The sequence below is a fragment of the Blastococcus sp. TF02A-26 genome, from assembly GCF_003319125.1.
Classification (GTDB): domain Bacteria; phylum Actinomycetota; class Actinomycetes; order Mycobacteriales; family Geodermatophilaceae; genus Trujillonella.
On record NZ_QOHG01000005.1, the window covers coordinates 226,646 to 247,579 of the forward strand.

Sequence of the window (20,934 nt, forward strand, 5' to 3'; positions counted from 1 at the left end):
CGTGACCGGTGGCGGGCCGGGAGGGTCCCCGCCGGGCGCGACGTCAGCGGCTCAACGCGGATCGGGGACGGCACCTGGCCGCGGTGCGGTCCGTGAGGACCGCGATGCCATCGCCACCAGGGGGACGGCGGCCAGGAACAGGACGGCCACGACCGGTGGGCCACCCACCGCCCACGCCGCGAACACCAGCAGCGACGCGAGCTCGATGCCCACCCCGGCCACCGAGGTGAGGGTCGCCCGGTACGGACCCGTGATGCGCTCCTGGAGTCGCGCCTCGGCCACCACGAGCACCGCGAGGTACAGGCCGTAGGCGACCGCGAGGACAGCCACCGCGGCGGGCCGGGCCCACCCCGCGGCGGCGGCCAGCAGCACCCCGCTCCCGGCCAGCATCCCCAGCAGCACCGACGTCGGCAGCCGGGCGGCCCGGCCACCGAGGGCCGCACCCAGCGCTCCGGCCAGCGCCACCGCCAGCACGGTCCCCGGTACCGCGGCCTGGGGCACGCCCCAGTCCCGCGCCATGACCGGCAGGTACTCCTCGATCGCGTCGAGGCCACCCAGGAGCGCCACGGCGAGCACCACCAGGCGCAGGGCCGGCCGGCGCAGCGCCACCGCCACCGCCACCGACCAGCGCAGGGGCTGCCCGTCCTCCCCGCCGTCCTCCCCGCCGGGCTCCGGCGCGGGCGGCGGGGACGGGAAGCGCAGCGCCAGCGCGGCCGTGGCGAGGCACAGCGCCACGCTGACCCAGCCGACCAGCTCGTACCCGCCGGCCACGACCAGGACGGTCGCCAGCCCGGCGGTGGGCACCTGGACCAGCAGCTCGGCCGCCGTCGTCCAGCCGTGCACGCGCGGGAAGGCATCGGCCGCGCCGTGGGACGCCAGGCCGTCGTAGAGCACCGCCTCCACCGTGCCGGAGGCCAGCGCACCGCCGACACCCCAGACGACGAAGCCGGCCGCGAACGAGGCAGCCCCCGGCGCCGACGTCCAGAGTCCGAACGCCACGGCCTCCAGCACGCCGGAGAGGACGAGGGCGCCGCGCCGGGACCACCGGTCGGCGAGCACGCCGGCAGGCACCTCGGCGAGGAACGCCGTGACCGACCAGAGCGCGAACAACCCGGAGACCTCTGCCTGCGACAGGCCGGCGTCCAGGAACAGCAGGGCGTACAGCGGGTACACCGGCGCCAGGCCGGAGAGGGCGGTCCAGCCCACGGCGAGGCGGGCCAGCGGCCGTGCGGCGGCGGGCAGCGGGTCGGGCCGGGAGCGGGACGGGCGTCAACGGAACGGCATGCAGCGACGCTAGCGCGGTCCTGTGACCCGCCGCACGCGATTTCCCGGTCCGCCGTCGGCTAGGCTGCAGGACGAGAAGGGGAGTAGCCCCCCGACCGCTGGTCGACATGCTGGCGCCGCCGCGAGGCGGTTCCCGGTCAGCGGGCCCACGTTCGCGTGGGTGGGCGAGACCTTCGACTGAGCAGTGGATGCGCGCTGCCGGTCGGAGGCTGCCCGCACCCGCCCGGCTGTGCCGAGCGGAAGAGAGAACCCGTGCTGGTGCTGTCGGTGGTGGCGACCGCGTTCGTCCTCGTCCTGCCCGTGGAACTGCCGGACAAGACGCTCTTCGCCAGCCTCGTGCTGGCCACCCGCTTCGCGCCGCTGCCCGTCTTCGTCGGGGTGGGTACCGCGTTCGGCCTGCAGGTGGCCATCGCCGTCACGGCCGGCTCCCTGCTCACTCTGCTGCCCGAGGCCCTGGTCAGCGGTGTCGTCGCCGTGTTGTTCGTCGCCGGGGCGTTCATCCTGTGGCGCAGCGCCTCGAGCGGACCGGAGGACGACGCGGACGGCGCCGACTCCCGCGAGGGCACCTCGTTCCTGCGGGCGGCGGCGATCTCCTTCGGCGTGCTGTTCGCCGCCGAGTGGGGCGACCTCTCGCAGTTGGCGACCGCCGGCCTGGCCGCTCGCTACGAGGAGCCGCTGTCGGTGTTCCTCGGCGCCTGGGCAGCGCTGCTCGTGGTCTCCGGCCTGGCGGTGTTCCTGGGCAAGAAGCTCGCGGACCGCCTCCCGGTGGCCCTCATCCGCCGGATCGCCGCCGGCCTCTTCCTCGTGTTCGCCGTCTTCGCGGTCGCCGAGACCGTCCGCACGCTGGTCGGCTGAGACCCACCCCGTCGGGGGGAGGTCCCGCCCGGGCCCTCAAGACCACCCGCCGGGCCGCCGTTGCCCCCTCTCCAGGCCGGACACGGGAGGAGAGCGGCCATGGCCACGCGAGCGCGACCGTCGACCGCCGTCCTGGACGCGGCCGGCGACTCCGACCTCGACGGCGTCGTGCGCGTCGCCGCGGCCGTGACCGGGCTGGCCTGCGCCACCGTCAACCTGTTCGACGGGGAGCTCCAGCGCCAGCTCGCCGCGCACGGGTTCACCGGGGGCGCCAGTCCCCTGGACGGCTCGCTCTGCGCGACCCTGCTCCGGGACGGTGCCGAGGTCGTCGCGGTCGACGACCTCTCCGCGCTCCCCGGGTTCGCCGGCAACCCCTGGGTCGACGGTCGGCTGGCCCGCATCCGCGCCTACGCCGGCGCCGCCCTGGTCCTGGACGGGCAACTGGTCGGCAGCCTCTGCGTGTTCGACGACCGGGCGGCCGCGTTCACCCCGGAGCAGGCGGCCCGGCTCACCGACCTGGCCGCCGTCCTGGTGGCCCTGCTGCAGCGCCGCCGGCAGACCGACGAGCTGGCCGAGCTGGCCGCCGCGAGCGAGCTGGCCAGGCACCAGGCCGAGGCGGCGAACGCCGAGCTGGCCGACTCCAACGCCTTCACCACCGCCCTGCTCGAGGCGCTGCCGCTCGGGATCGTGGCCGCGGACGCCCAGGGCCGGGTCCACCTGTTCAACCGGGTGAGCCGCGCCTGGCACGGTCTCGACGCCGATCCGGACGTCCCCATGGGCGAGGTCGCGCGGGCGTTCCAGCTGACGACCCCCTCGGGCCGACCCCTGGACGCCGCCGAGGTGCCGCTGTTCCGCGTGCTGGACCAGGGCCGCATCACCGACGTGCCCATCGCCATCGCCGACCCGACCGGCCGGCTCCGTCTGGTCGAGTGCTCCGGCGAACCGGTCCACTCCGCCGACGGCACGCTGCTCGGCGCCGTCGTCGCCATGGCCGACGTCACCGAGCGACGGGCGCTGGAGGAGGAGCTCCGGACGGCGGCCCTGCACGACCCGCTGACCGGGCTGCCCAACCGGACCCTGCTCGTCGACCGGCTGTCGGCGCTGCTCATCGGGTCCGGGCGGGGCGCCGAGCCGTTCGCCGTCCTCTACTGCGACCTGGACGGCTTCAAACCGGTGAACGACCTGGCCGGACACGCCGCCGGCGACATCTGCCTGCGCAAGGCGGCCCGACGGCTCCGCAGCGCCGTCCGCCCCGGCGACACCGTGGCGCGGATCGGCGGCGACGAGTTCGTCCTGCTGTGCCCCGGCCTGCACGACGAGGACGCCGCCCAGGTCGTCGCCGACCGGGTGACCACCTCCTTCGACGAGCCGCTCGTGCTCGTCGACGGGGCCCGCTTCCACGTCGGCATCAGCGTCGGCGTCGCGCTCGGCACCGCCTCGGACACCCCGCAGTCCGCGCTGGCCCGCGCCGACGCCGCCATGTACCGCGTCAAGACCGCCCGCCGGTCACCCTCGGGCGTCCGCTGAGCCGGTCACCCGTGTGGGTGACCGGCCGTTCCAGCTCCGCCGCCGTCCTGCCGTTGCGGGAGGGACCCCCACCGCCGCCCGAGACGAGGACGACGTGACCGCCACGGTGCCCCACCGCACGCCCCGGTCCGAGGAGCAGCGCGCCGCGCTGCGCGACCTCGGCACCGGCGCGCCACCGGAGCAGGCGGAGCTGCGTGCGGTGCTGCGACTCGCCACCGCGGTGACCGGGGCGTCCCGCGCCGGTCTGAACCTCCTCGACGAGGAACAGCAGGTCACGCTGCTCGCCCACCGGGGGGAGCCCCGCCGCGTGCCGCGGGTCGAGTCGCTGTGCGCCCGCACCTCCCTGCGGCCCGGCGTCTTCTGGAGCCGGGACCTGCGCGCGGACGCCGACTACGCCGGCAACCCGTTCGTCGACGGGCGGATCGCCCGGCTGCGCTTCTACGCCAGCGCCCCGATGCGGACCGCCGACGGCGACGTCATCGGCACGGTCTGCACCTGGGACGACGACGTCCTGGAGCTGACGCCCGAGCAGGTGGACCAGCTGGCCGACCTCGCCCAGGTGGCCCTCGCGCTGGTGGACCGCTACCGGGCCGCGGAGGCCGCCACCGCAGACCTCGCCGCGGCTCGCGCGTTCGACCGGGCCCTGTTCGACGCCCTGTCGGTGGGGGTGGTCGCCTCGGACGCGCAGGGGCAGCCCACCCGGGTCAATCGGGTGGTGGCCGACTGGGCCAGCGACCGCTGGGACGGCGATCGGCTCGTCGACGCCCCCCTGCTGGAGGAGCTCTACCTCGCCGACGGCGTCACCCCGCTGGACCCCGGCTACGCGCCGCTGGTGCGGGCCGTCCGCGGCGAGCAGGTGCGCGACGTCGAACTGGTGGCCGGGCCGCCCGGTGGCCCGCGCCGGGTCACCCTGGCCACCGCCGAGCCCATCCACGAGACCGACGGCACGGTGCTCGGCGCGGTCGTCACGATCAAGGACATCACCGAGCAGCGGGCGCTGGAGGCCCGGCTGCGCGAGGCCGCCCTGCACGACCCGCTGACCGGGCTGCCCAACCGCGCCCTGGTGCTCGACCGGCTGGGGCAGGTGCTGCGCACCCAGCGGCGCGAGCACGGCCCGGCCGCGGTCGTCTACTGCGACCTGGACGGCTTCAAGGAGATCAACGACACCGCCGGCCACGCCGCCGGGGACGCCGCCCTGTGCCGCGCCGCGGAGGCGCTGCAGTCGGCGGTCCGGCCCGGTGACACCGTCGGCCGGATGGGCGGCGACGAGTTCGTGGTCGTGTGCGCCGGGATCGGCACGGCTCAGGACGCCGCGGACCTGGTCGCCCGGATCGAGACGGCGCTCGGCGACCTGCGGGTCAGCTGCGGCACGGCGCTCTCCCGCCCCCGGGACACGCCCGACTCGCTGCTGCGCCGTGCCGACGAGGCGATGTACGCCGTCAAGCGCAGTCGTCGGGCCCACTGACCCGGCTCGGCGTCAGGCCGCCGGCCGCAGGACCGGCCGGACCTCGGCGAGGAACGCCTCCAGCGGCCGGGCCGGCCTGCCGGTCACCTGCTCGACCACGCCGGTCACCGGCGCGAAGCTGCCGGCCCGCACGCGCTCGAAGGTCAGCACGGTGAGCTCCCGCCCGAACCCCGACAGTCCGTCCACGACCTCGTCGATCGTGGACTCCCGGTGGACCACGGGCCGCCCGGCAGCGGCGGAGAGCAGCTCCGCGGTCCGCGGCAGCGTCAGGGCCTGCGGGCCGGTCAGCTCGTACACCCGGCCGGCGTGGCCCTCCTCCAGCAGCGCCCGCTCGGCCACGGCCGCGATGTCGCCCGCATCGATCCAGGCGATCCGCGCACCGCCACTGGGGAACGGGAGGTCGCCGCCGCCGGCCACCTGGTCCAGGTGGAAGCGCGGGTCGGTGAAGACCTGCATGAACCAGCTCGGCCGCAGGACCGTCCACGGCCGGCCGCTGTCGCGCACGACCCGCTCGGCGCGCGGCGCCCACCCATCGGGGCCCGTCACGTCGGCGTCCTGCTCGGACAGCAGGACGACGCGGGCGGCCGGTGGCACCTCCTGGAGGAGGGCACCGATCAGCTCCGGCGCGTCCGCACGGTCGGGGCGGACGACGTACACCGCGTCGATCCCGGCCGTGGCCGCCGCCCAGTCGCCGGGGCGGTCCCAGGAGACGCCGGTCGGCCGCACGCCGTCGAGCGTGACGGTGGCCGGATCGCTGCTCCCACCGAGGACCTCGACGCCTCCGCGGGCGACCAGCGACCGGGCCAGCGGAGCACCGGTCTTGCCGCGCACCCCCGTGATCAGCACCCGTGCCATGACTCCTCCTCGGGATACTTGAGTGACTTAAGTTCCTGGGAGGACAGCCAAGCACAGGTGCTTGAGTGCATCAAGTAGTCTTTCGTCGTGACCGAGGCAGCGGAGTCGCTGGACCAGCAGCTGTGGGACTTCGTCTACGCCTACGACGCGGCCTACGACGCGGCGGCGCGCGCGGTCGGGCTGAGCGCGGCCCAGGCCTGCCTGCTCGACGCCCTCACCGGCGGCAGTCGCGCGATGGGCGAGCTCGCCACCGAGCTCCTGTGCGACGCGTCCAACGTCACCCAGCTCGCCGCCCGACTGGAGGCGCGGGGGCTCGTGGCGCGCGACCCCGATCCGGTGGACCGGCGGGTGAAGCGGCTGTCCATCACGCCCGCGGGCCGGCAGGTGCACCAGACGGTTCGGGCGGGCTTCGACTTCCCCGCCGACCGCCTCGGACGCCTGTCCGATCCGGAGCGGCGCCAGCTCTCCCAGTTGATGTCGAAGCTGCTCGCTTGACCCTGACGCGGCGTCAGGCTGTGCACTCGTCGCCGTCAGGGAGGAGGGGCCCGTGAACGTGGGCGAGGTGGCCGCACTGGCCGGGGTCACGGTGCGCACGCTGCACCACTACGACCGCATCGGACTGCTGTCGCCGTCCGGGCGGAGCACGTCGGGCTACCGGCAGTACTCGCCGGCGGACCTGGACCGGCTGCACCAGGTGCTGGTCTACCGCGAGCTCGGGTTCCCCCTCGAGGAGGTCGCGACGCTGATCGAGGCGTCCGACCCGGCCGAGCACCTGCGCCGGCAGCACCGGCTGCTGCGGGACCGGCTGGAGCGGACGCGGGCGATGGTCGCGGCCGTCGAGAAGGAGATGGAGGCGCGAGCGATGGGGATCAGCCTGAGCCCGGAGGAGCGGTTCGAGATCTTCGGCGAGCACGACCCGGAGCGGTACGAGGCCGAGGTCGAGGAGCGCTGGGGCGACACCGAGGCCTACGCCCAGTCCCGGCGCCGGACCGCGGCCTACACCAAGGAGGACTGGGTCCGGATCACGGCCGAGGGCGAGGACCTGATGCAGCGGATGGCGACGGCGCTGCGGGCCGGTGTCGCGCCGGACACCGCTCCGGCGATGGACCTCGCGGAGGAGCACCGGCAGCAGATCGGCCGGGACTTCTACGACTGCCCGCCGGAGCTGCACGCGGCGCTGGGCCGGATGTACGTCGAGGACGAGCGGTTCACCGCGACCTACGAGGCGGTCGCGCCGGGCCTCGCGCAGTGGGTGAGCACCGCCGTCCAGGCCAACGCCGCCCGCCAGGAGGCGTAGCCCTCGACGGAGGCATGGGATCCGATCCCCCCGCAGACGGGGGTACGCACAGCGGGATCGGATCCCATGCCGCGGCCTCAGACGCGGATGAGCAGCTCGCCGTGGGTCATCGACAGCCAGCCGTCGTCGGCCGCGCCCCACCGCCGCCACGCGGCGGCGATCTGCTCGAGGTCGTCCGGCGTCGCCAGCCCGTAGGCGGTCGCCTGCTCGGCGAAGGACGACGCCGTCGCCCGCCCGGCCCACGAGGCGCCCCACCACTCCCGCTCCCCGGGCGTGGCGTAGCACCAGGACGACGTGCTGGCGACGACGTCCCGCAGCCCCGCCGCGTGCGCCCACGACAGCAGCCGGCGACCGGCGTCGGGCTCGGCGTCGTTGGCGCGGGCCACCCCGTAGTAGACCTCCAGCCAGCGGTCCAGGCCGCGGTCGCGCGGGAACCAGGTGAACGTCGCGTAGTCCACGTCGCGGACCGCGACCACCCCGCCGGGCCGGCAGACCCGTGCCATCTCGCGCAGCGCGGCGACCGGGTCGGTGAGGTGCTGCAGCACCTGGTGGGCGTGGACGACGTCGAAGGAGTCGTCGGCGGCCTCGAGCGCGTAGACGTCGCCGACCACGAACTCGACGGCGACCCCGGCACGCTCGGCCACGGCACGCGCCTCGTCCAGCGGAGCGGCGACGTCGAGACCGACCACCCGCCCCGGCGCGACCCGGCGGGCGAGGTCCGCGGTGATCGTGCCGGGACCGCACCCCACGTCGAGCAGGTCGACACCCGGGCGCAGGTGCGGGAGGAGGTAGCCGGCGGAGTTCTCCGCGGTCCGCCAGCGGTGCGACTGCAGGACCGGCTCGGCGTGTCCGTGGGTGTACGTGTCCATGCCGGGATCATGGACCCGCCGTCCCACTCAGCGAAACACCGTTCCCATATGTTGAGACAGCACCGCGCATGGGGCCTTTCGCGCGCGAAGTGCTGTCGGGGACTCTCGCGCGCGAAAGGCTGGGGGTGCGCGCTACTCGGCGAGGACGGCCTCGGCGACCGCCACCGCCCGGGCGCGGTCGGCGGGCACCAGTCCGATGCGGGTGCGCCGGTCGAGCAGGTCGGCGACCGTCCGCGCGCCCTCCGCGCGGACGGCGAAGCGCAGCTCCCCCACGGTCTCCGGCCGCCCCTCGACCACCGTCTCCGTGCCGAGCGCGGCGACGACCGGCGCCTCGGTGCCGTACCGGGCGACCAGCCGCTCCGGTGCCGCCACCCGCGCCAGCGCCGGCCGGGGTGCCGCGCCGACCAGCGGCAGCCGGGCCGTGACCGACCGCGGGGCACCCCGGCCGAGGCGGGCCACCACGGCGTCCACCGTCTCCTCGGCCATGGCCCGGTAGGTGGTCAGCTTCCCGCCGACGACGGTCAGCACGTCGCCGTCCCAGGAGAGCAGGTGCTTGCGGGAGAGGTCGGCGGTGGCGTCCCCGGGCCCGGCACCGGCGGAGGCCGGGAGCACCAGCGGCCGCAGCCCCGCGTAGGAGCCGACGACGTCCTCCCGCGTCAGCGGCCGGTCGAGCACCGCGTTCACCGTCTCCAGCAGCTGGGCCACCTCGGCGTCCGAGGGCAGCGGGTCCTCGTCGGGCACCGGCCCGGCCACCGGCTCGTCGGTCAGCCCCAGGTAGACGAGCCCGCCCGGCTGGGGCAGCGCGAACACGTAGCGCGAGCGCGAGCCGGGCAGCGGCACGGTCAGCGCCGCGGTGGGGTGCCCGAGGCGGACGGCCGGCACCACCAGGTGCGACCCGCGGGAGGGGACCAGCCGCACGTCCGGCGCCAGCCGCTGCGCCCACACCCCCGCGGCGTTGACCACCACCCCGGCGCGGACGGCGAAGGAGGCGCCGTCGTCGGGCGCGACCGTCGCGGTCCGGCCGTCCACCGAGGTCACCGTCGCGCCGGGGACGACCCGCGCTCCGCAGGCCACCGCGGTTCGCGCGAGGGAGACGACGAGCCGCGCGTCGTCGGCCAGCTGCCCGTCCCAGAAGACGACGCCACCCCGCCCCGCCCGCACGGCCGGGGTCGCCCGCGCGACCTCGGCCGCCGACACCCGCGCCGTCGAGGGCAGCGACCGCCGGCCGCCGGGCACCGAGAGGCGCACGGCGTCCCCGAGCCGGCCGCCGACCTCGGCCAGCGCCGTCACGTCCCGCCCGGCGACGTCGGGCACGAGGAAGGGCAGCGGCCGGACCAGGTGCGGCGCGGTGGAGCCCATGAGCACCGCGCGCTCGCGGGCCGACTCCCGGGCCAGGCCGATCTCGCCGTGCGCGAGGTAGCGCAGGCCGCCGTGCACCAGCTTCGACGACCAGCGGCTGGTGCCCGCGGCGAGGTCGGTCCGCTCCATCAACGCCACGGTCAGTCCGCGCGCGGCGGCGTCGAGCGCGACCCCGACCCCGGTCACGCCTCCGCCGACGACCAGCACGTCCACCGCACCGCCGTCGAGGACCTGCAGGTCAGCGGCGCGTCGGGCCGCAGTGAGCGCGCCGGGGACGGCGACGTCGTCGGGCACCGGCAGACTGTAGCCGTGCCCGAGCAGCCGGAACTGACGATCCAGGGATGGGGGCCCGGCGCCTCCCGCGTGGCGAGGGTCCGCGACGGATCCGGTGAGGGGGAGGCCGAGGGGCTCGAGCTCGACCGCGATCCCGACCTGACCAGCGCGCTGCCGCGTGCGGCGCGCAAGCACCTCTCCCGGGAGCTCGGCTGGACGCCGCGGTCGACCCCGCCGGTCCGCGTGTCGGAGATCCGGGTGGCGCCGAGCCGGCTGCCCGAGGAGGTCCTGACGGCGATGGTCGCGCTGCTCGGCGAGGACAACGTGACCACCGACCGCGAGGCGCGGCTGAAGCGCACCGGCGGCAAGAGCTACCTGGACCTGCTGCGCCGTCGGGAGGGTGACGGCTCCGACGCCCCGGACGCCGTCGTCTCCCCCGGCGACACCGGTGAGACCGCCGCCCTGCTGGCGCTGTGCGCCGAGCGCGGCGTGGTGGTCGTGCCCTTCGGCGGCGGCACCAGCGTGGTCGGCGGCCTCTCCGGCATCGACCCCGACGACCGGCCGGCGGTGGCGCTGGACCTGCGGCGGATGGCGTCGGTCCGCGAGCTGGACGTGCCGTCGTCGCTGGTCACGGTCGGCCCCGGCATGCGGGGCCCGGCGCTGGAGGAGGCGCTGGGCGCCGAGGGGCTGACGCTGGGCCACCTGCCGCAGAGCTGGGAGTTCGCCACGCTCGGCGGGTACGCGGCGACCCGGTCCGCCGGGCAGGCGTCGACCGGCGTCGGCCGGTTCGACGACCTCGTGGCGGGCCTGACGCTGGCCACGCCGACCGGTGTCCTCGACCTGGGCTCCCCGCCCGCCTCCGCCGCCGGCCCGGACCTGCTCGGGCTGGCGCTCGGCTCGGAGGGCGCGCTCGGTGTCATCACCGAGCTGCGGCTGCGGGTCCGCCCGAAGCCGCGGACCACCTCCTACGAGGGCTGGTCGTTCCGCAGCTGGGCCGCGGGTCTCGCCGGGCTGCAGCGCCTGGCCCGGCACGACCTGCTGCCCGACGTCGTCCGGCTGTCCGACCCCGACGAGACCCGCGCCAACCTGCTCATGGCCGGAGGCACCGGCGCGCGGCTGCTGCGCGGCTCGCTGCGGACCCGCGGCCACGGCGAGGGCTGCCTGCTGGTCGTCGGCTGGGAGGGGCTGCCGACCCTGGTCCGCGCCCGGCGGCGGGCCGCGGCGTCGGCGCTGCGCGAGGGCGGCGCGGTGCGGGTGGGCCGGCAGGTCGGGGAGTCCTGGCGCAGGCACCGGTTCGAGGGGCCCTACCTGCGCGACCGCCTGATGGACGCCGGCCTGCTCGTCGAGACCCTCGAGACGGCCGCGACCTGGACGGCGCTGCCGGTGGTCTACGACGCCGTCCGCCGGGCGCTGCAGCGGTCACTCGGCCGGGACGGCCGCCGGCCCCTGGTCATGAGCCACGTCTCGCACGGGTACGCGACCGGCGCCTCCCTCTACCTCACCGTGCTCGCCGACCGGGACGACGACCTGCCCATCCAGCAGTGGCTGGCCGCCAAGCGGGAGGCCACCGACGCCCTGCTGGCCGCCGGCGGGACGCTCACCCACCACCACGCCGTCGGCGCCGACCACCGGCCGTGGCTGGAGCGGGAGATCGGACCGCTGGGCGTCGAGGTGCTGCGCGCGGTCAAGGAACGACTCGACCCGACCGGCATCTGCAACCCGGGGGTGCTCCTCCCGGACTAGCGCGACCTCCTCCCGGACCAGGGCGACGCGGCGGCGCAGGGACCGGGGCAGCCGGGAGGGGACGGTCATCGGGACTCCAGGCGGCGCGCAGGGGCGGGCGGACGGCGCCGAGGGTGGCGCGGGCACCTTGATCGCCACTTGCGGCGGGCTTGGGGAAGCACGAGCGCTCTGGGAGACTCCCGCCCCGTGCTGTACCGCGTCCTCGGCCCGCTCGAGGTCACGGACGACGCCGGCCGCCCGCTGGACCTCGGCGGCGCCAAGCCCCGCACGCTGCTGACCCTGCTGCTGTCCGAGCCGGGGCGCGCCGTCGGCCTCGACCGCATCGTCACGACGCTGTGGGGGGACGAGCCGCCGCCGACCGTCACCGGGACGCTGCAGGCCTACGTCTCGCACCTGCGCCGGGTGCTCGAACCGGAGCGCGGGCCGCGGGAGGCGCCCCGGGTGCTGCTCACCCGGCCTCCCGGCTACGCGATCGCCGTCCCCGACGACGCCCTGGACAGCCTCCGCTTCGCCCGGTTCCTGGAGGACGGCGACGCCGCCGTGACCGCGGGCGACCCCGCGCGCGGTGGAGCGCTGCTGGACCAGGCCCTCGAGCTCTGGCGGGGTGAGCCGCTCCCCGAGCTCGGCGACGCTCCCGAGGCGGCCGCCGAGCGGCTGCGGCTCACCGAGCTGCACGTGCGGGCCCGGGAGCGGCGCTGCGAGGCCCTCCTGGACGCGGGACGCCCCGAGGCCGCCGTCCCCGACCTGCAGCGCCTGGTCGCGGAGCACCCGCTGCGCGAGCGGCTGTGGGCCCGGCTGGTCACCGCGCTCTACGCCGCCGACCGGCAGGCCGACGCCCTCGACGCGCTCCGCCGGTGCGCGACCCTGCTGCGCGACGAGCTCGGCATCGACCCGGGACCGGAGCTACGCGAGCTGGAACGGGCCGTGCTGCGCCAGGACCCGGCGCTGCGGAGGGAGCCCGCCGTCTCCCGGCCGCGGCCTCCGGCGCCGCCCGCACCGCCGGTCCCGGCGGCTCCGGCGGCTCCGGCGGAGACCCTCGTCGGGCGGGAGATCGAGCTCGCCCAGCTGCGGGTGTCGCTCGACCTCGCCGCGGGAGGCCGGCCCGGCGTGGTCGTCGTCGGCGGGGAGGCCGGGATCGGCAAGACCCGGCTGGCCGAGGCCGCCGCGGACGTGGCCCGGGCAGCGGGCTGGGCGGTGGCCTGGAGCCGGTGCGCCGACGACGCCGGGGCGCCGGCCCTGTGGCCGTGGACCCAGGTCCTGTCCGCGCTCGGCCAGGAGCGGCTCCCCCCGCCTCCGGCCGACGACGACGCCGACGACGCCCGGTTCCGGCTGTTCGAGGAGCTGTGCAGCCGGCTCACCGCCGCCGCGGGCCGGCAGCCGCTGCTCGTCGTCCTCGACGACCTGCAGGGCGCCGACACCGCCTCGGTGCAGCTGCTCTCGCTCCTCACCCGGCACCTGCCCCGGCTGCCGCTGCTCCTGCTGGTCACGGTCCGCGACGTCGGGGAGGAGCTGCCTCCCGCGGTGGCCGACTGCCTGGCCCGGCTCGGCCGCGAGCCGTCCGCCAGCCGGTTGCGCCTGGACGGCCTGGAAGCGGCCGAGGTCGCCGAGCTGCTCGCCGCGCGTCTCGGTCCGGATCCGGACCCGGCGCTGGCCAGCACGGTGCACGACCGCACCGCGGGCAACCCGTTCTTCGTCGTCGAGCTGACCCGCTGGATGGCCGGCGCCGCCGATCCCGCGCGGATGGCCGTGCCGCCGTCGGTGGGCGCGGTGCTGCACACCCGGCTGGACCGGCTGCCGGCCGCCACCCGGGCGGTGCTGGAGCTGGCCGCCCTCGCCGGCCGGGAGATCTCCCTCGGCCTGCTGGAGGCCGCCGGCGCCCCCGCGGAGGAGGCCCTGCCGGCGCTGGAGTCGGCCATGGCGCTCGGCCTGGTGGTGCCCGGCAGCACGCCGTGGAGCTGGCGGTTCACCCACGCGCTCGTGCAGGAGGTGCTCGCGGCCGAGCTCGGCGTGCTGGACCGGGCACGACTCCACGCCCGGCTCGGGACGGCGCTCGAGCAGGGCGGCACCGGGGACGACACCGTCCTGGAGCGGCTGGCCCACCACTTCGTCGAGGCGGTGCCGGTGACCGGGACCGGCCCGGCCCGCCGCTGGTCGGTCGCCGCCGCGGAGGCCGCCCGCGCCCGGTTGGCGCACGGCGAGGCGGCCGCGCACACCCGTCGCGCGCTGCGGCTGGTGGACCCGGCCGAGCCCGACGCCGCCCGCACCCGCCACGACCTCCTGACCGCCCTCGGCGACGACCTGCTGCGCAGCGGCCGGCGGACCGAGGCGCAGGAGGTGCTCGGCGAGGCGATCGCCGTCGCGCGCCAGCTGGGCGACCGGCGCTGCCTGCTGGAGGCCGCCTCGGTGTGGGGCTCGCCGACGCTGTGGAACTGGCGGCCGCACGGGGTGGTCGACCACGGCATGGTCGCCCTGCTCGAGGAGCTGCTCGAGCACCGGGAGGAGATCGCGCCGGACGCCTCACCCCCGGAGGCCGGCCGGCTCACCGCCCGGCTGCTCGGGACCCTCGGCGTGGAGCTGGCCTACAGCGAGGACCTCCAGCGCGGCCCCCGGTACGCCGAGCGCGCGGTGCAGGTGGCCCGGGAGGTGGGTGATCCGGAGCTGCTCGGCCGGGTGCTGGACAACTACGCGCTCGCCGTCTGGGGGCGGCCGGGCGCGGCCGAGCTCCGCCTGGCCGCCGCCGACGAGGCGCTCGCGCTGGCCGGCGCCGGGCTGCCGCGGCGCACCGAGTTCCACGCCCGCGTGCACCGGGCCGCGATCCGGCTGCACCTGACCGACCGCCGGGGCTTCGAGCAGGACCTGGACGCCGCCGCCCGGCTGGCGGCGTCGCTCTCCGGGCCGGAGATCCGGCCGCACGTGCTGTGGCAGCAGGCCGGCGCCGCCTGGCTGCGCGGCGACGCCGAGCGCGCGGAGGAGCTCACCACCGAGGCCCACGAGCTGTTCCGCGCGATCACCCCGCACGCCGGTCACGCCTACGCCGCCCACCAGTTCGTGCTGCGCCGCGCCGCAGGCCGACCGGGCGACGCGCTCGACCTGCTGGTCGCCACCGGCGACGAGGGCCACCCGCTGCTGCAGCTCATGGCCGTACTGGCCGCGGCCGAGGCCGGCGACCTCGCCGAGGCACGCCGGCTCCGCCGCCGCTGGGGCCGCACCCAGGTGCGGGACTGGGCCAGCGACGTGGCCGTGCTGCTGGAGACCGAGGTGGCGCTGCTGCTGGGCGACGAGCCGGAGCTGGAGATGGCGGTCGTGCAGGTGCTGCCCTTCCGCGGGCGGCAGGCGGTGCTGGGCACGCCCGCCTTCAGCCTGGGCTCCTACGACGAGACGCTGGGGCGTGTGGCCGAGCGGCAGGGTGACACCGTGGCCGCACGGGAGTGGTGGCAGGCCGCGCTGCGCCAGGGCCGCGCGGTCGGGTCCCCGCGCCAGGTCGCCGTCGCCGAGGCGCACCTGGCGCGGGTGCCGGAGTCCGCCGCCCGCCGCCCGTCCCGCCGGCGCTAGAGGGTGGTCGCCCGGCCGCCGTCGACCGGGATGACGGCGCCGGTCACGTAGGCACCGGCCCGGCTGGAGAGGTAGACGACGACGCCGGCCATGTCGTCGGGCCGGCCGATCCGCTTGAGCGGCGCCGAGGCGGCGATCTCGTCGCCGTGCGCGGCCAGGGTCGCGGCCATCATCTTCGACTCGAACGGCCCCGGGGCCACCGCGTTCACGGTGATCCCGCGCGGCCCGAGCTCCTTGGCGAGCACCCGGGTGAGGTGGTGCACCCCGGCCTTGCTCGCCGAGTAGGAGTACGTCGGCAGCGCGGGGGCGTGCAGGCCGTCGATGCTGCCGACGTTCACCACCCGGGCGGGGTCGTCGGGGGTGGCCGCCGCCTCGAGCAGCGGCGTGAACGCGCGGGTCAGGAAGAACGGCGCCTTGAGGTTCAGGTCGAGCACCTTGTCCCAGGCCGAGGCGGGGAACTCCTCGAACGGCGCGCCCCACGTGGCGCCGGCGTTGTTGACCAGCACGTGCAGCCGGTCGGTGCGCCGGCCGACCTCCTCGGCCAGCCGCACGCACTCGGCCTCGGTGGAGACGTCGGCCGGGATGGACTCCACCTGCCCGAACGCCGAGAGCTCCGCGACCGCGGCCTCGCCGGCCTCGGCCTTGCGGGAGCTGATGTAGACCGACGCCCCGGCCTGCAGCAGCCCGCGGGCCATCATCAGGCCGATGCCGCGGGTGCCGCCGGTGACGACGGCGACCTTCCCGGTCAGGTCGAACAGGTCCACGACGTACCTCCGGTCCGTGCGGGGGGCAGCGGTGCCCCCCGGCCGGACGACGCTACCGAGCGGTCCCGCCGGCGGTTGTGCCAGCCTCGGCCGGTGAACGCTCCCCTCGGGGTGACCAGCGAGGTCGGCCCGCTGCGCACCGTCCTGCTGCACCGCCCCGGCGCCGAGCTGCGCCGCCTCACCCCGCGCAACAACGACGAGCTGCTGTTCGACGGCCTGCCGTGGGTGGCGCGGGCGCAGGAGGAGCACGACGCCTTCGCCGCCGAGCTGACCGCCCGCGGGGTGGAGGTGCTGTACGTCGACCGGCTGCTGGCCGAGGTGCTCGACGTCCCCGCCGCCCGCGCCGAGCTGGTCGAGGCCGCGGTCGACGACCCCCGGCTGGGCGCCACCCTCCGCCGGACCGCCGCCGAGCACCTGGCCGACCTCCCCCCGGCCGAGCTCGCCTCGACGCTGATCGCCGGCCTCGCCCACGACGAGCTGCCCGGCGCCCGCGGGCTGGGCTGGGAGCTGATGACGCGAGGGGACTTCGTCGTCCCGCCGCTGCCGAACCTGCTGTTCAGCCGCGACTCCTCGGTGTGGGTGGGCGGCCAGGTCGCCGTCACGTCACTGGCGATGCCGGCTCGCCGGCGGGAGACGACGATCACCGGCGCCATCTACGCCCACCACCCGCGGTTCACCGGCGTGCAGCGGCTCTACGACCCCTCGCTGGAGCACCTGGAAGGCGGCGACGTCCTGCTGCTCGCTCCCGGCGTGGTGGCCGTGGGCGTCGGCGAGCGGACGACGGCCGGCGGGGCGGAGCGGCTGGCGCGGCGGGTCTTCGCCCGCGGGCTGGCGCACACCGTGCTCGTCGTCCCGATCGCGCAGCAGCGGGCCACGATGCACCTGGACACCGTCGCCACGATGGTCGACGTCGACGCGATGGTCGTCTACCCGGCGGTGGCCGATTCGCTGGTCGCCTGGACGGTGACGGCGGACGAGGTACCGGACGACGCCGACACCACCGACCTCGTCGTCCGCGGCCCCGAGCCCTTCCTGACCGCCGCCGCCCGGGCGATGGGCATCGACCGGCTGCGGGTGATCGACACCGGCCTCGATCCGGTGACCGCCGAGCGCGAGCAGTGGGACGACGGCAACAACACCCTCGCCCTGGCCCCCCGGCTCGCCGTCGCCTACGAGCGCAACACGGTCACCAACGCGGCGCTGGAGGCCGCGGGAATCGAGGTGGTGCGCATCGCCGGCGCGGAGCTGGGCAGCGGCCGGGGTGGTCCGCGGTGCATGTCCTGCCCGGTGGCACGCGACGCGCTGACCTGAGCGGGACCGATCCGTCACCGTCCGTGGTGGCGCGCTCGGGAGGGGATGCGCATCACATCGTGATCTCGGACCCTGTGACGGACTCGCCGCGCGCTGACCAGCGCCGACACCCTCGGGGGACCCGTGTTCCGTAGATCTCGCCTGCTCGTCGCACTCGTCACCGCGTCGGGCGCACTTCTCCTCGCGCCCACCGCCGCGTCAGCCGACGAGCCCGACGTGCCCTCCGGTCCGCTCACCGAGTGCCTGACCGGGCTGACCGAGGGCGACCCCACCCAGTGCCTGCCCCCGGCGCCGCAGCAGCTGCCCACGCCGCCCGCACCGACGGCCGAGACCCCGGCCGCGGAGCAGCAGCAGCAGCAGACCGTCCCCGAGGAGGACGGGCCGACGGCCGACGCCGCGGACGTGGTCCCCACCGACGAGCAGGGGCAGGAGACCCCCGATCCGGTCGCCGAGCTGTGCGCCGCGCTCGAGGACGGGATGGGCGAGCTGCCTGTCGAGCTGGCCCCGCTGACCGGCCCGCTCGCTGGTGTGGTCGCGACGCTCTGCGCCAACGCGGAAGAGGTCACGGAGGAGCTCGAGGCGCTGCTCGGGGAGCTGGAGACCCTCGTCACGGATCTCCTCGCCGTGCTGACCGACCCCAAGGCGGGCTGCGAGACGCTGGTCGGCCTGATCGAGAAGGGCGGCGCCGCGCTCGGGCTGCCCGCCGAGGTGCTGACCGGCCTGATCGAGCAGTTCTGCTCCTTCATCCCGGGTGAGGAGCCGGCCCCGCAGCCCCAACCGCAGCCCCAGCCCCAGCCGGCCCAGCCGGTCGTGCACCCGCAGCCCCAGCAGCAGCACCAGCCGGCCGTCGTCCCGGTGGCGCACACCGGCGGGACCGGCGGTGGCCAGCTGGCCTACACCGGCACCGAGCCGGCGCCCTACCTCGCCGGTGGGCTCATCGCGCTCGGCCTGGGCACCGGCCTGACCCTCCTGGGTCGTCGCCGGGCGTCGTCCGACGCCTGATCCCTCGCCCAGCACGACTCGGGCCCTGCATCCATCGGATGCAGGGCCCGAGTCGTGTCCGGGGGACTACCGCAGGGTGATCTGCCGCGAGATCAGGCCGGCCCGGGCGCGACGTTCGTCGGCGGTCAGCGGGTCGGTCACCTGCAGCGCCTGCTCCAGCCGGGTCTGGAAGTCGGTCGCCGCGTCGGTCCAGTCGTCGGCCAGCGCGTCGGCCGGGAGGTCCCAGACGGGGACGACGAGGCCGTGCGCGCGGAAGGCGCCGGCGTAGCGGGTGCCCTCGCAGAGCAGGATCTCCTCGGACGCCGAGAGCCGGGCCAGCGCGTCGAGCAGCGGCTCCTCCGCCTCCGGCCGCACCCAGCGCAGGTGGGCCCGCTCACCGCTGGGCCGCACCCAGTAGGCCGCACCGAGGCCCGGCAGCATCACGGTGGGCAGCACGGCCTGGTTCGCCTGCTCCAGCCCGGCCTGCGCGGCCGGCGAGGGGTCGGCCCCCTCGAGCCAGAAGGCGAAGTCCTCGTGCACCGTCACGTCGAACGGCGCGTCGAGGTCGAGCAGCTCCTGGAGTCGCGGCCCGGACGAGCCCGCGGCACCGATCGGGCCCGGGTCCACCGGCGCGCCCTTGGGGGCCTCGAGCGCGGCGGCCAGGGCGGTCCCGAGGTCACGGCTGATGTCGTCGGAGGAGGTCGGCAGCTGGACGCCGAGCAGGATCTCGCCGTTGGCCCGCACCAGCGCCGGCGCACCGCCGGGCAGCACGCTGGCCAGCGTGACGTCGCGGCCGTCCGTCGTCCTCAGCGGCGCGGTCGCGGCCGGCACCAGCTCCCGCAGGGCCACCCAGTGCGGCTCGCCGGGGAGCCCCTCGAAGGGCCGGGTCACCGGCGGGGCGTAGCCGGAGCCGTGGCAGTGCTTGTAGCGGCGGCCGGAGCCGCACGGGCACGGCGCCTTGGGGTTGACCTCTCCCCCGGCGGCGGGGGCGGAGCTGGGCTTGCGGCGGGTCGCTGAGCGGGCCATGGCTCCAGAGTAGGGACCCCCGATCCGTAGGCTCCGACGGTGACCGGCACGCCCCCGCCCCTGGACCTGGCCGACCCCGCGGTGGTCGCCGACCCCTACCCCGCGTTCGCCGCCGCCCGGGCGCAGGCGCCGGTCCAGTGGCACGAGGGCCTGGGCCTGTGGCTGGCGTTCACCCACGCCGAGGCCGGCGCCGTCCTGCGCGACCGCCGGCTGGGCCGGATCTGGCGCGACCGGGAACCGGCCGAGCGGTTCGGGTCGTTCAACCTCATCCACCGCAACGCCATCCTGGAGATGGAGCCGCCGGACCACACCCGGCTGCGCCGGCTGATCAGCACCGCCTTCGCCCGCGGGCACGTCGAGCGGCTGCGACCCTGGGTGCAGGAGCTGGCCGGTCAGCTGGTCGACGGCCTGGTGGAGCGCTCCGCCGGCAGCCAGCCGGTCGACGTCCTCTCCGGCATGGCCGAGGAGCTGCCGGTCGCCGTCATCGCCGAGCTGCTCGGCGTCCCCGGCGCCGACCGGCCGCTGCTGCGGCCGTGGTCCAACGCGATCGTGAAGATGTACGAGTACGGCCGGACGACGGCGGTGGAGGACGCCGCCGAGCGGGCCGCCGCCGAGTTCGTCGCCTACCTGCGGGACCTCGCCGCCGAGCGCCGGCGGGCACCCGGCGAGGACCTGCTCTCGCACCTGGTGTCGGTGCGCGACTCCCACGGCGACCGGCTCACCGAGGACGAGCTGGTCACCACCTGCATCCTGCTGCTCAACGCCGGGCACGAGGCCACCGTCAACGTCTCCGGCAACGGCCTGCTGGCCCTGCTCCGGCACCCCGACGAGCTGGCCCGCCTGCGCGCGGACCCCGACCTGCTGCCGACGGCGGTCGAGGAGCTCATGCGCTACGACTCGCCGCTCCAGCTGTTCGAGCGCACCGCGACCGAGGACGTCGAGATCGGCGGGGTGACCGTCGCCCGCGGGCAGAAGATCGCCGCGCTGCTGGGCAGCGCCAACCGCGACCCCGCCGTCTTCTCCGCGCCGGACACCCTCGACGTCGGCCGCACGCCCAACCCGCAGATCTCCTTCGGCGCCGGCGTCCACTTCTGCATCGGGGCGCCGCTGGCCCGCGTCGAGCTCCAGGCCACCTTCGGCGCGCTCCTGGCCCGGACCTCCCGGCTGGACCTCGGCGCGACGCCCCACCGCCGGCCGGAGTTCGTGATCCGCGGGCTGGCCGAGCTGCCCGTCGTCCTCACCCGGTGAGCCGGCCGGGTCACTAGGGTCGCCCGGGTGGACGAGGGGCCCCGGCCGACCGTGCTCGGCATGACCCGCGAGGACAGGGCGTGGCTGTACGCCCTCTTCGGCGGCGGCGGGCTGGCGCTGCTCCTCGCCGCTCCCTGGCTGGCCGGGTGGCTGGACGCCGTGCCCTTCATCCCGTTCTCCGGCGTCCTGGACTGGCTCGCCTCGCTCGACTCCGCCGCGTGGTGGGTGCTGCGCCCCGCGATCGGCCTCGTCGCCGGCGTGGGCCTGGCCGCCTTCGTGATCGCGGACGAGTACCAGCTCGAGGTCGGGGACGACGCCGTCGTCGTGGTGCGCGGCCGGGACCGCCGACGGGTGTCCCGGGAGCAGGTGGTCGGCGTCTACCGGGAGCGCAAGAAGGTGGTCATCCACGGCACCGGCGGCCGCGTGCTGTTCGACCAGCAGGTCGAGGCGCCGAAGGACGCCGTCCGTGCGGCCTTCGCCGACCGCGGGTATCCCTGGGAGTCGGAGTAGGCGACCGTCGGCGGG

At 76.4% G+C, this 20,934-nt stretch carries 17 protein-coding genes; 11 read left to right on the top strand and 6 right to left on the bottom strand.

What is annotated here, in order from left to right; translation table 11 throughout:
- Positions 1 to 51 precede the first annotated feature (51 nt).
- Positions 52 to 1,206, bottom strand: a complete 1,155-nt coding sequence (locus DQ240_RS07885) for an MFS transporter (protein ID WP_113839071.1) — start codon at positions 1,204 to 1,206, stop codon at positions 52 to 54.
- Between the two features lie 330 nt (positions 1,207 to 1,536).
- Between DQ240_RS07885 and DQ240_RS07890 the strand changes: the two genes are divergently transcribed.
- The 3 genes from DQ240_RS07890 (at position 1,537) to DQ240_RS07900 (ending at position 5,131) form a co-directional block, all read left to right on the top strand.
- Complete coding sequence (locus DQ240_RS07890) at positions 1,537 to 2,139, top strand: TMEM165/GDT1 family protein (protein WP_233498579.1); 603 nt, start codon at positions 1,537 to 1,539, stop codon at positions 2,137 to 2,139.
- 99 nt (positions 2,140 to 2,238) lie between these two features.
- Positions 2,239 to 3,666 (top strand): sensor domain-containing diguanylate cyclase, encoded by a 1,428-nt coding sequence (locus DQ240_RS07895; protein ID WP_113839072.1) that lies wholly within the window; start codon positions 2,239 to 2,241, stop codon positions 3,664 to 3,666.
- 94 nt (positions 3,667 to 3,760) lie between these two features.
- Positions 3,761 to 5,131, top strand: a complete 1,371-nt coding sequence (locus DQ240_RS07900; protein WP_113839073.1) for a sensor domain-containing diguanylate cyclase — start codon at positions 3,761 to 3,763, stop codon at positions 5,129 to 5,131.
- A 12-nt stretch (positions 5,132 to 5,143) separates the two neighbouring features.
- On the opposite strand, the gene DQ240_RS07905 is transcribed toward DQ240_RS07900, so the two are convergent.
- The gene (locus DQ240_RS07905) at positions 5,144 to 5,986 is read right to left on the bottom strand and encodes an NAD(P)H-binding protein (RefSeq protein ID WP_113839074.1); all 843 of its coding nucleotides are present in this window, start codon (positions 5,984 to 5,986) and stop codon (positions 5,144 to 5,146) included.
- 87 nt (positions 5,987 to 6,073) lie between these two features.
- Between DQ240_RS07905 and DQ240_RS07910 the strand changes: the two genes are divergently transcribed.
- Positions 6,074 to 6,481 (top strand): MarR family winged helix-turn-helix transcriptional regulator, encoded by a 408-nt coding sequence (locus DQ240_RS07910; RefSeq protein ID WP_113839075.1) that lies wholly within the window; start codon positions 6,074 to 6,076, stop codon positions 6,479 to 6,481.
- A 52-nt stretch (positions 6,482 to 6,533) separates the two neighbouring features.
- On the top strand, positions 6,534 to 7,283 hold the full coding sequence (locus tag DQ240_RS07915) for a MerR family transcriptional regulator (RefSeq protein WP_113839076.1): 750 nt from the start codon (positions 6,534 to 6,536) through the stop codon (positions 7,281 to 7,283).
- Between the two features lie 77 nt (positions 7,284 to 7,360).
- Here the strand turns inward: DQ240_RS07915 and DQ240_RS07920 are convergent, their stop codons facing one another.
- Positions 7,361 to 8,152, bottom strand: coding sequence for a methyltransferase domain-containing protein (locus DQ240_RS07920; protein WP_113839077.1), 792 nt, complete (start codon positions 8,150 to 8,152; stop codon positions 7,361 to 7,363).
- A 132-nt stretch (positions 8,153 to 8,284) separates the two neighbouring features.
- Positions 8,285 to 9,805, bottom strand: a complete 1,521-nt coding sequence (locus DQ240_RS07925; RefSeq protein WP_199589153.1) for a glycerol-3-phosphate dehydrogenase/oxidase — start codon at positions 9,803 to 9,805, stop codon at positions 8,285 to 8,287.
- 15 nt (positions 9,806 to 9,820) lie between these two features.
- On the opposite strand from DQ240_RS07925, the gene DQ240_RS07930 reads away from it, so the two are divergent.
- Together DQ240_RS07930 and DQ240_RS07935 are read left to right on the top strand one after the other, a co-directional pair.
- Positions 9,821 to 11,527 (top strand): FAD-binding oxidoreductase, encoded by a 1,707-nt coding sequence (locus DQ240_RS07930; RefSeq protein WP_113839133.1) that lies wholly within the window; start codon positions 9,821 to 9,823, stop codon positions 11,525 to 11,527.
- 186 nt (positions 11,528 to 11,713) lie between these two features.
- Positions 11,714 to 15,079: an AfsR/SARP family transcriptional regulator gene (locus tag DQ240_RS07935; protein WP_158548591.1), complete on the top strand. Its 3,366-nt coding sequence runs from the start codon at positions 11,714 to 11,716 to the stop codon at positions 15,077 to 15,079.
- Here DQ240_RS07935 and DQ240_RS07940 read toward each other — a convergent pair.
- Positions 15,076 to 15,843: an SDR family oxidoreductase gene (locus tag DQ240_RS07940; protein WP_113839079.1), complete on the bottom strand. Its 768-nt coding sequence runs from the start codon at positions 15,841 to 15,843 to the stop codon at positions 15,076 to 15,078. The two genes, DQ240_RS07935 and DQ240_RS07940, sit on opposite strands and share 4 nt — an antisense overlap.
- Positions 15,844 to 15,936: 93 nt before the next feature.
- Here DQ240_RS07940 and DQ240_RS07945 point away from each other — a divergent pair, with 93 nt between their 5' ends.
- The gene (locus tag DQ240_RS07945; protein ID WP_233498580.1) at positions 15,937 to 17,154 is read left to right on the top strand and encodes an arginine deiminase; all 1,218 of its coding nucleotides are present in this window, start codon (positions 15,937 to 15,939) and stop codon (positions 17,152 to 17,154) included.
- Between the two features lie 216 nt (positions 17,155 to 17,370).
- Positions 17,371 to 18,156 (top strand): hypothetical protein, encoded by a 786-nt coding sequence (locus DQ240_RS07950; protein ID WP_113839080.1) that lies wholly within the window; start codon positions 17,371 to 17,373, stop codon positions 18,154 to 18,156.
- 66 nt (positions 18,157 to 18,222) lie between these two features.
- Here DQ240_RS07950 and DQ240_RS07955 read toward each other — a convergent pair whose 3' ends face one another.
- Positions 18,223 to 19,161, bottom strand: a complete 939-nt coding sequence (locus DQ240_RS07955) for a DUF5926 family protein (protein ID WP_113839081.1) — start codon at positions 19,159 to 19,161, stop codon at positions 18,223 to 18,225.
- A gap of 39 nt (positions 19,162 to 19,200) precedes the next feature.
- Between DQ240_RS07955 and DQ240_RS07960 the strand changes: the two genes are divergently transcribed.
- Positions 19,201 to 20,409, top strand: a complete 1,209-nt coding sequence (locus tag DQ240_RS07960) for a cytochrome P450 (RefSeq protein ID WP_113839082.1) — start codon at positions 19,201 to 19,203, stop codon at positions 20,407 to 20,409.
- Positions 20,410 to 20,436: 27 nt separating this feature from the next.
- Positions 20,437 to 20,919, top strand: coding sequence for a hypothetical protein (locus DQ240_RS23235; protein WP_158548593.1), 483 nt, complete (start codon positions 20,437 to 20,439; stop codon positions 20,917 to 20,919).
- The last annotated feature ends 15 nt before the right edge of the window (positions 20,920 to 20,934 follow it).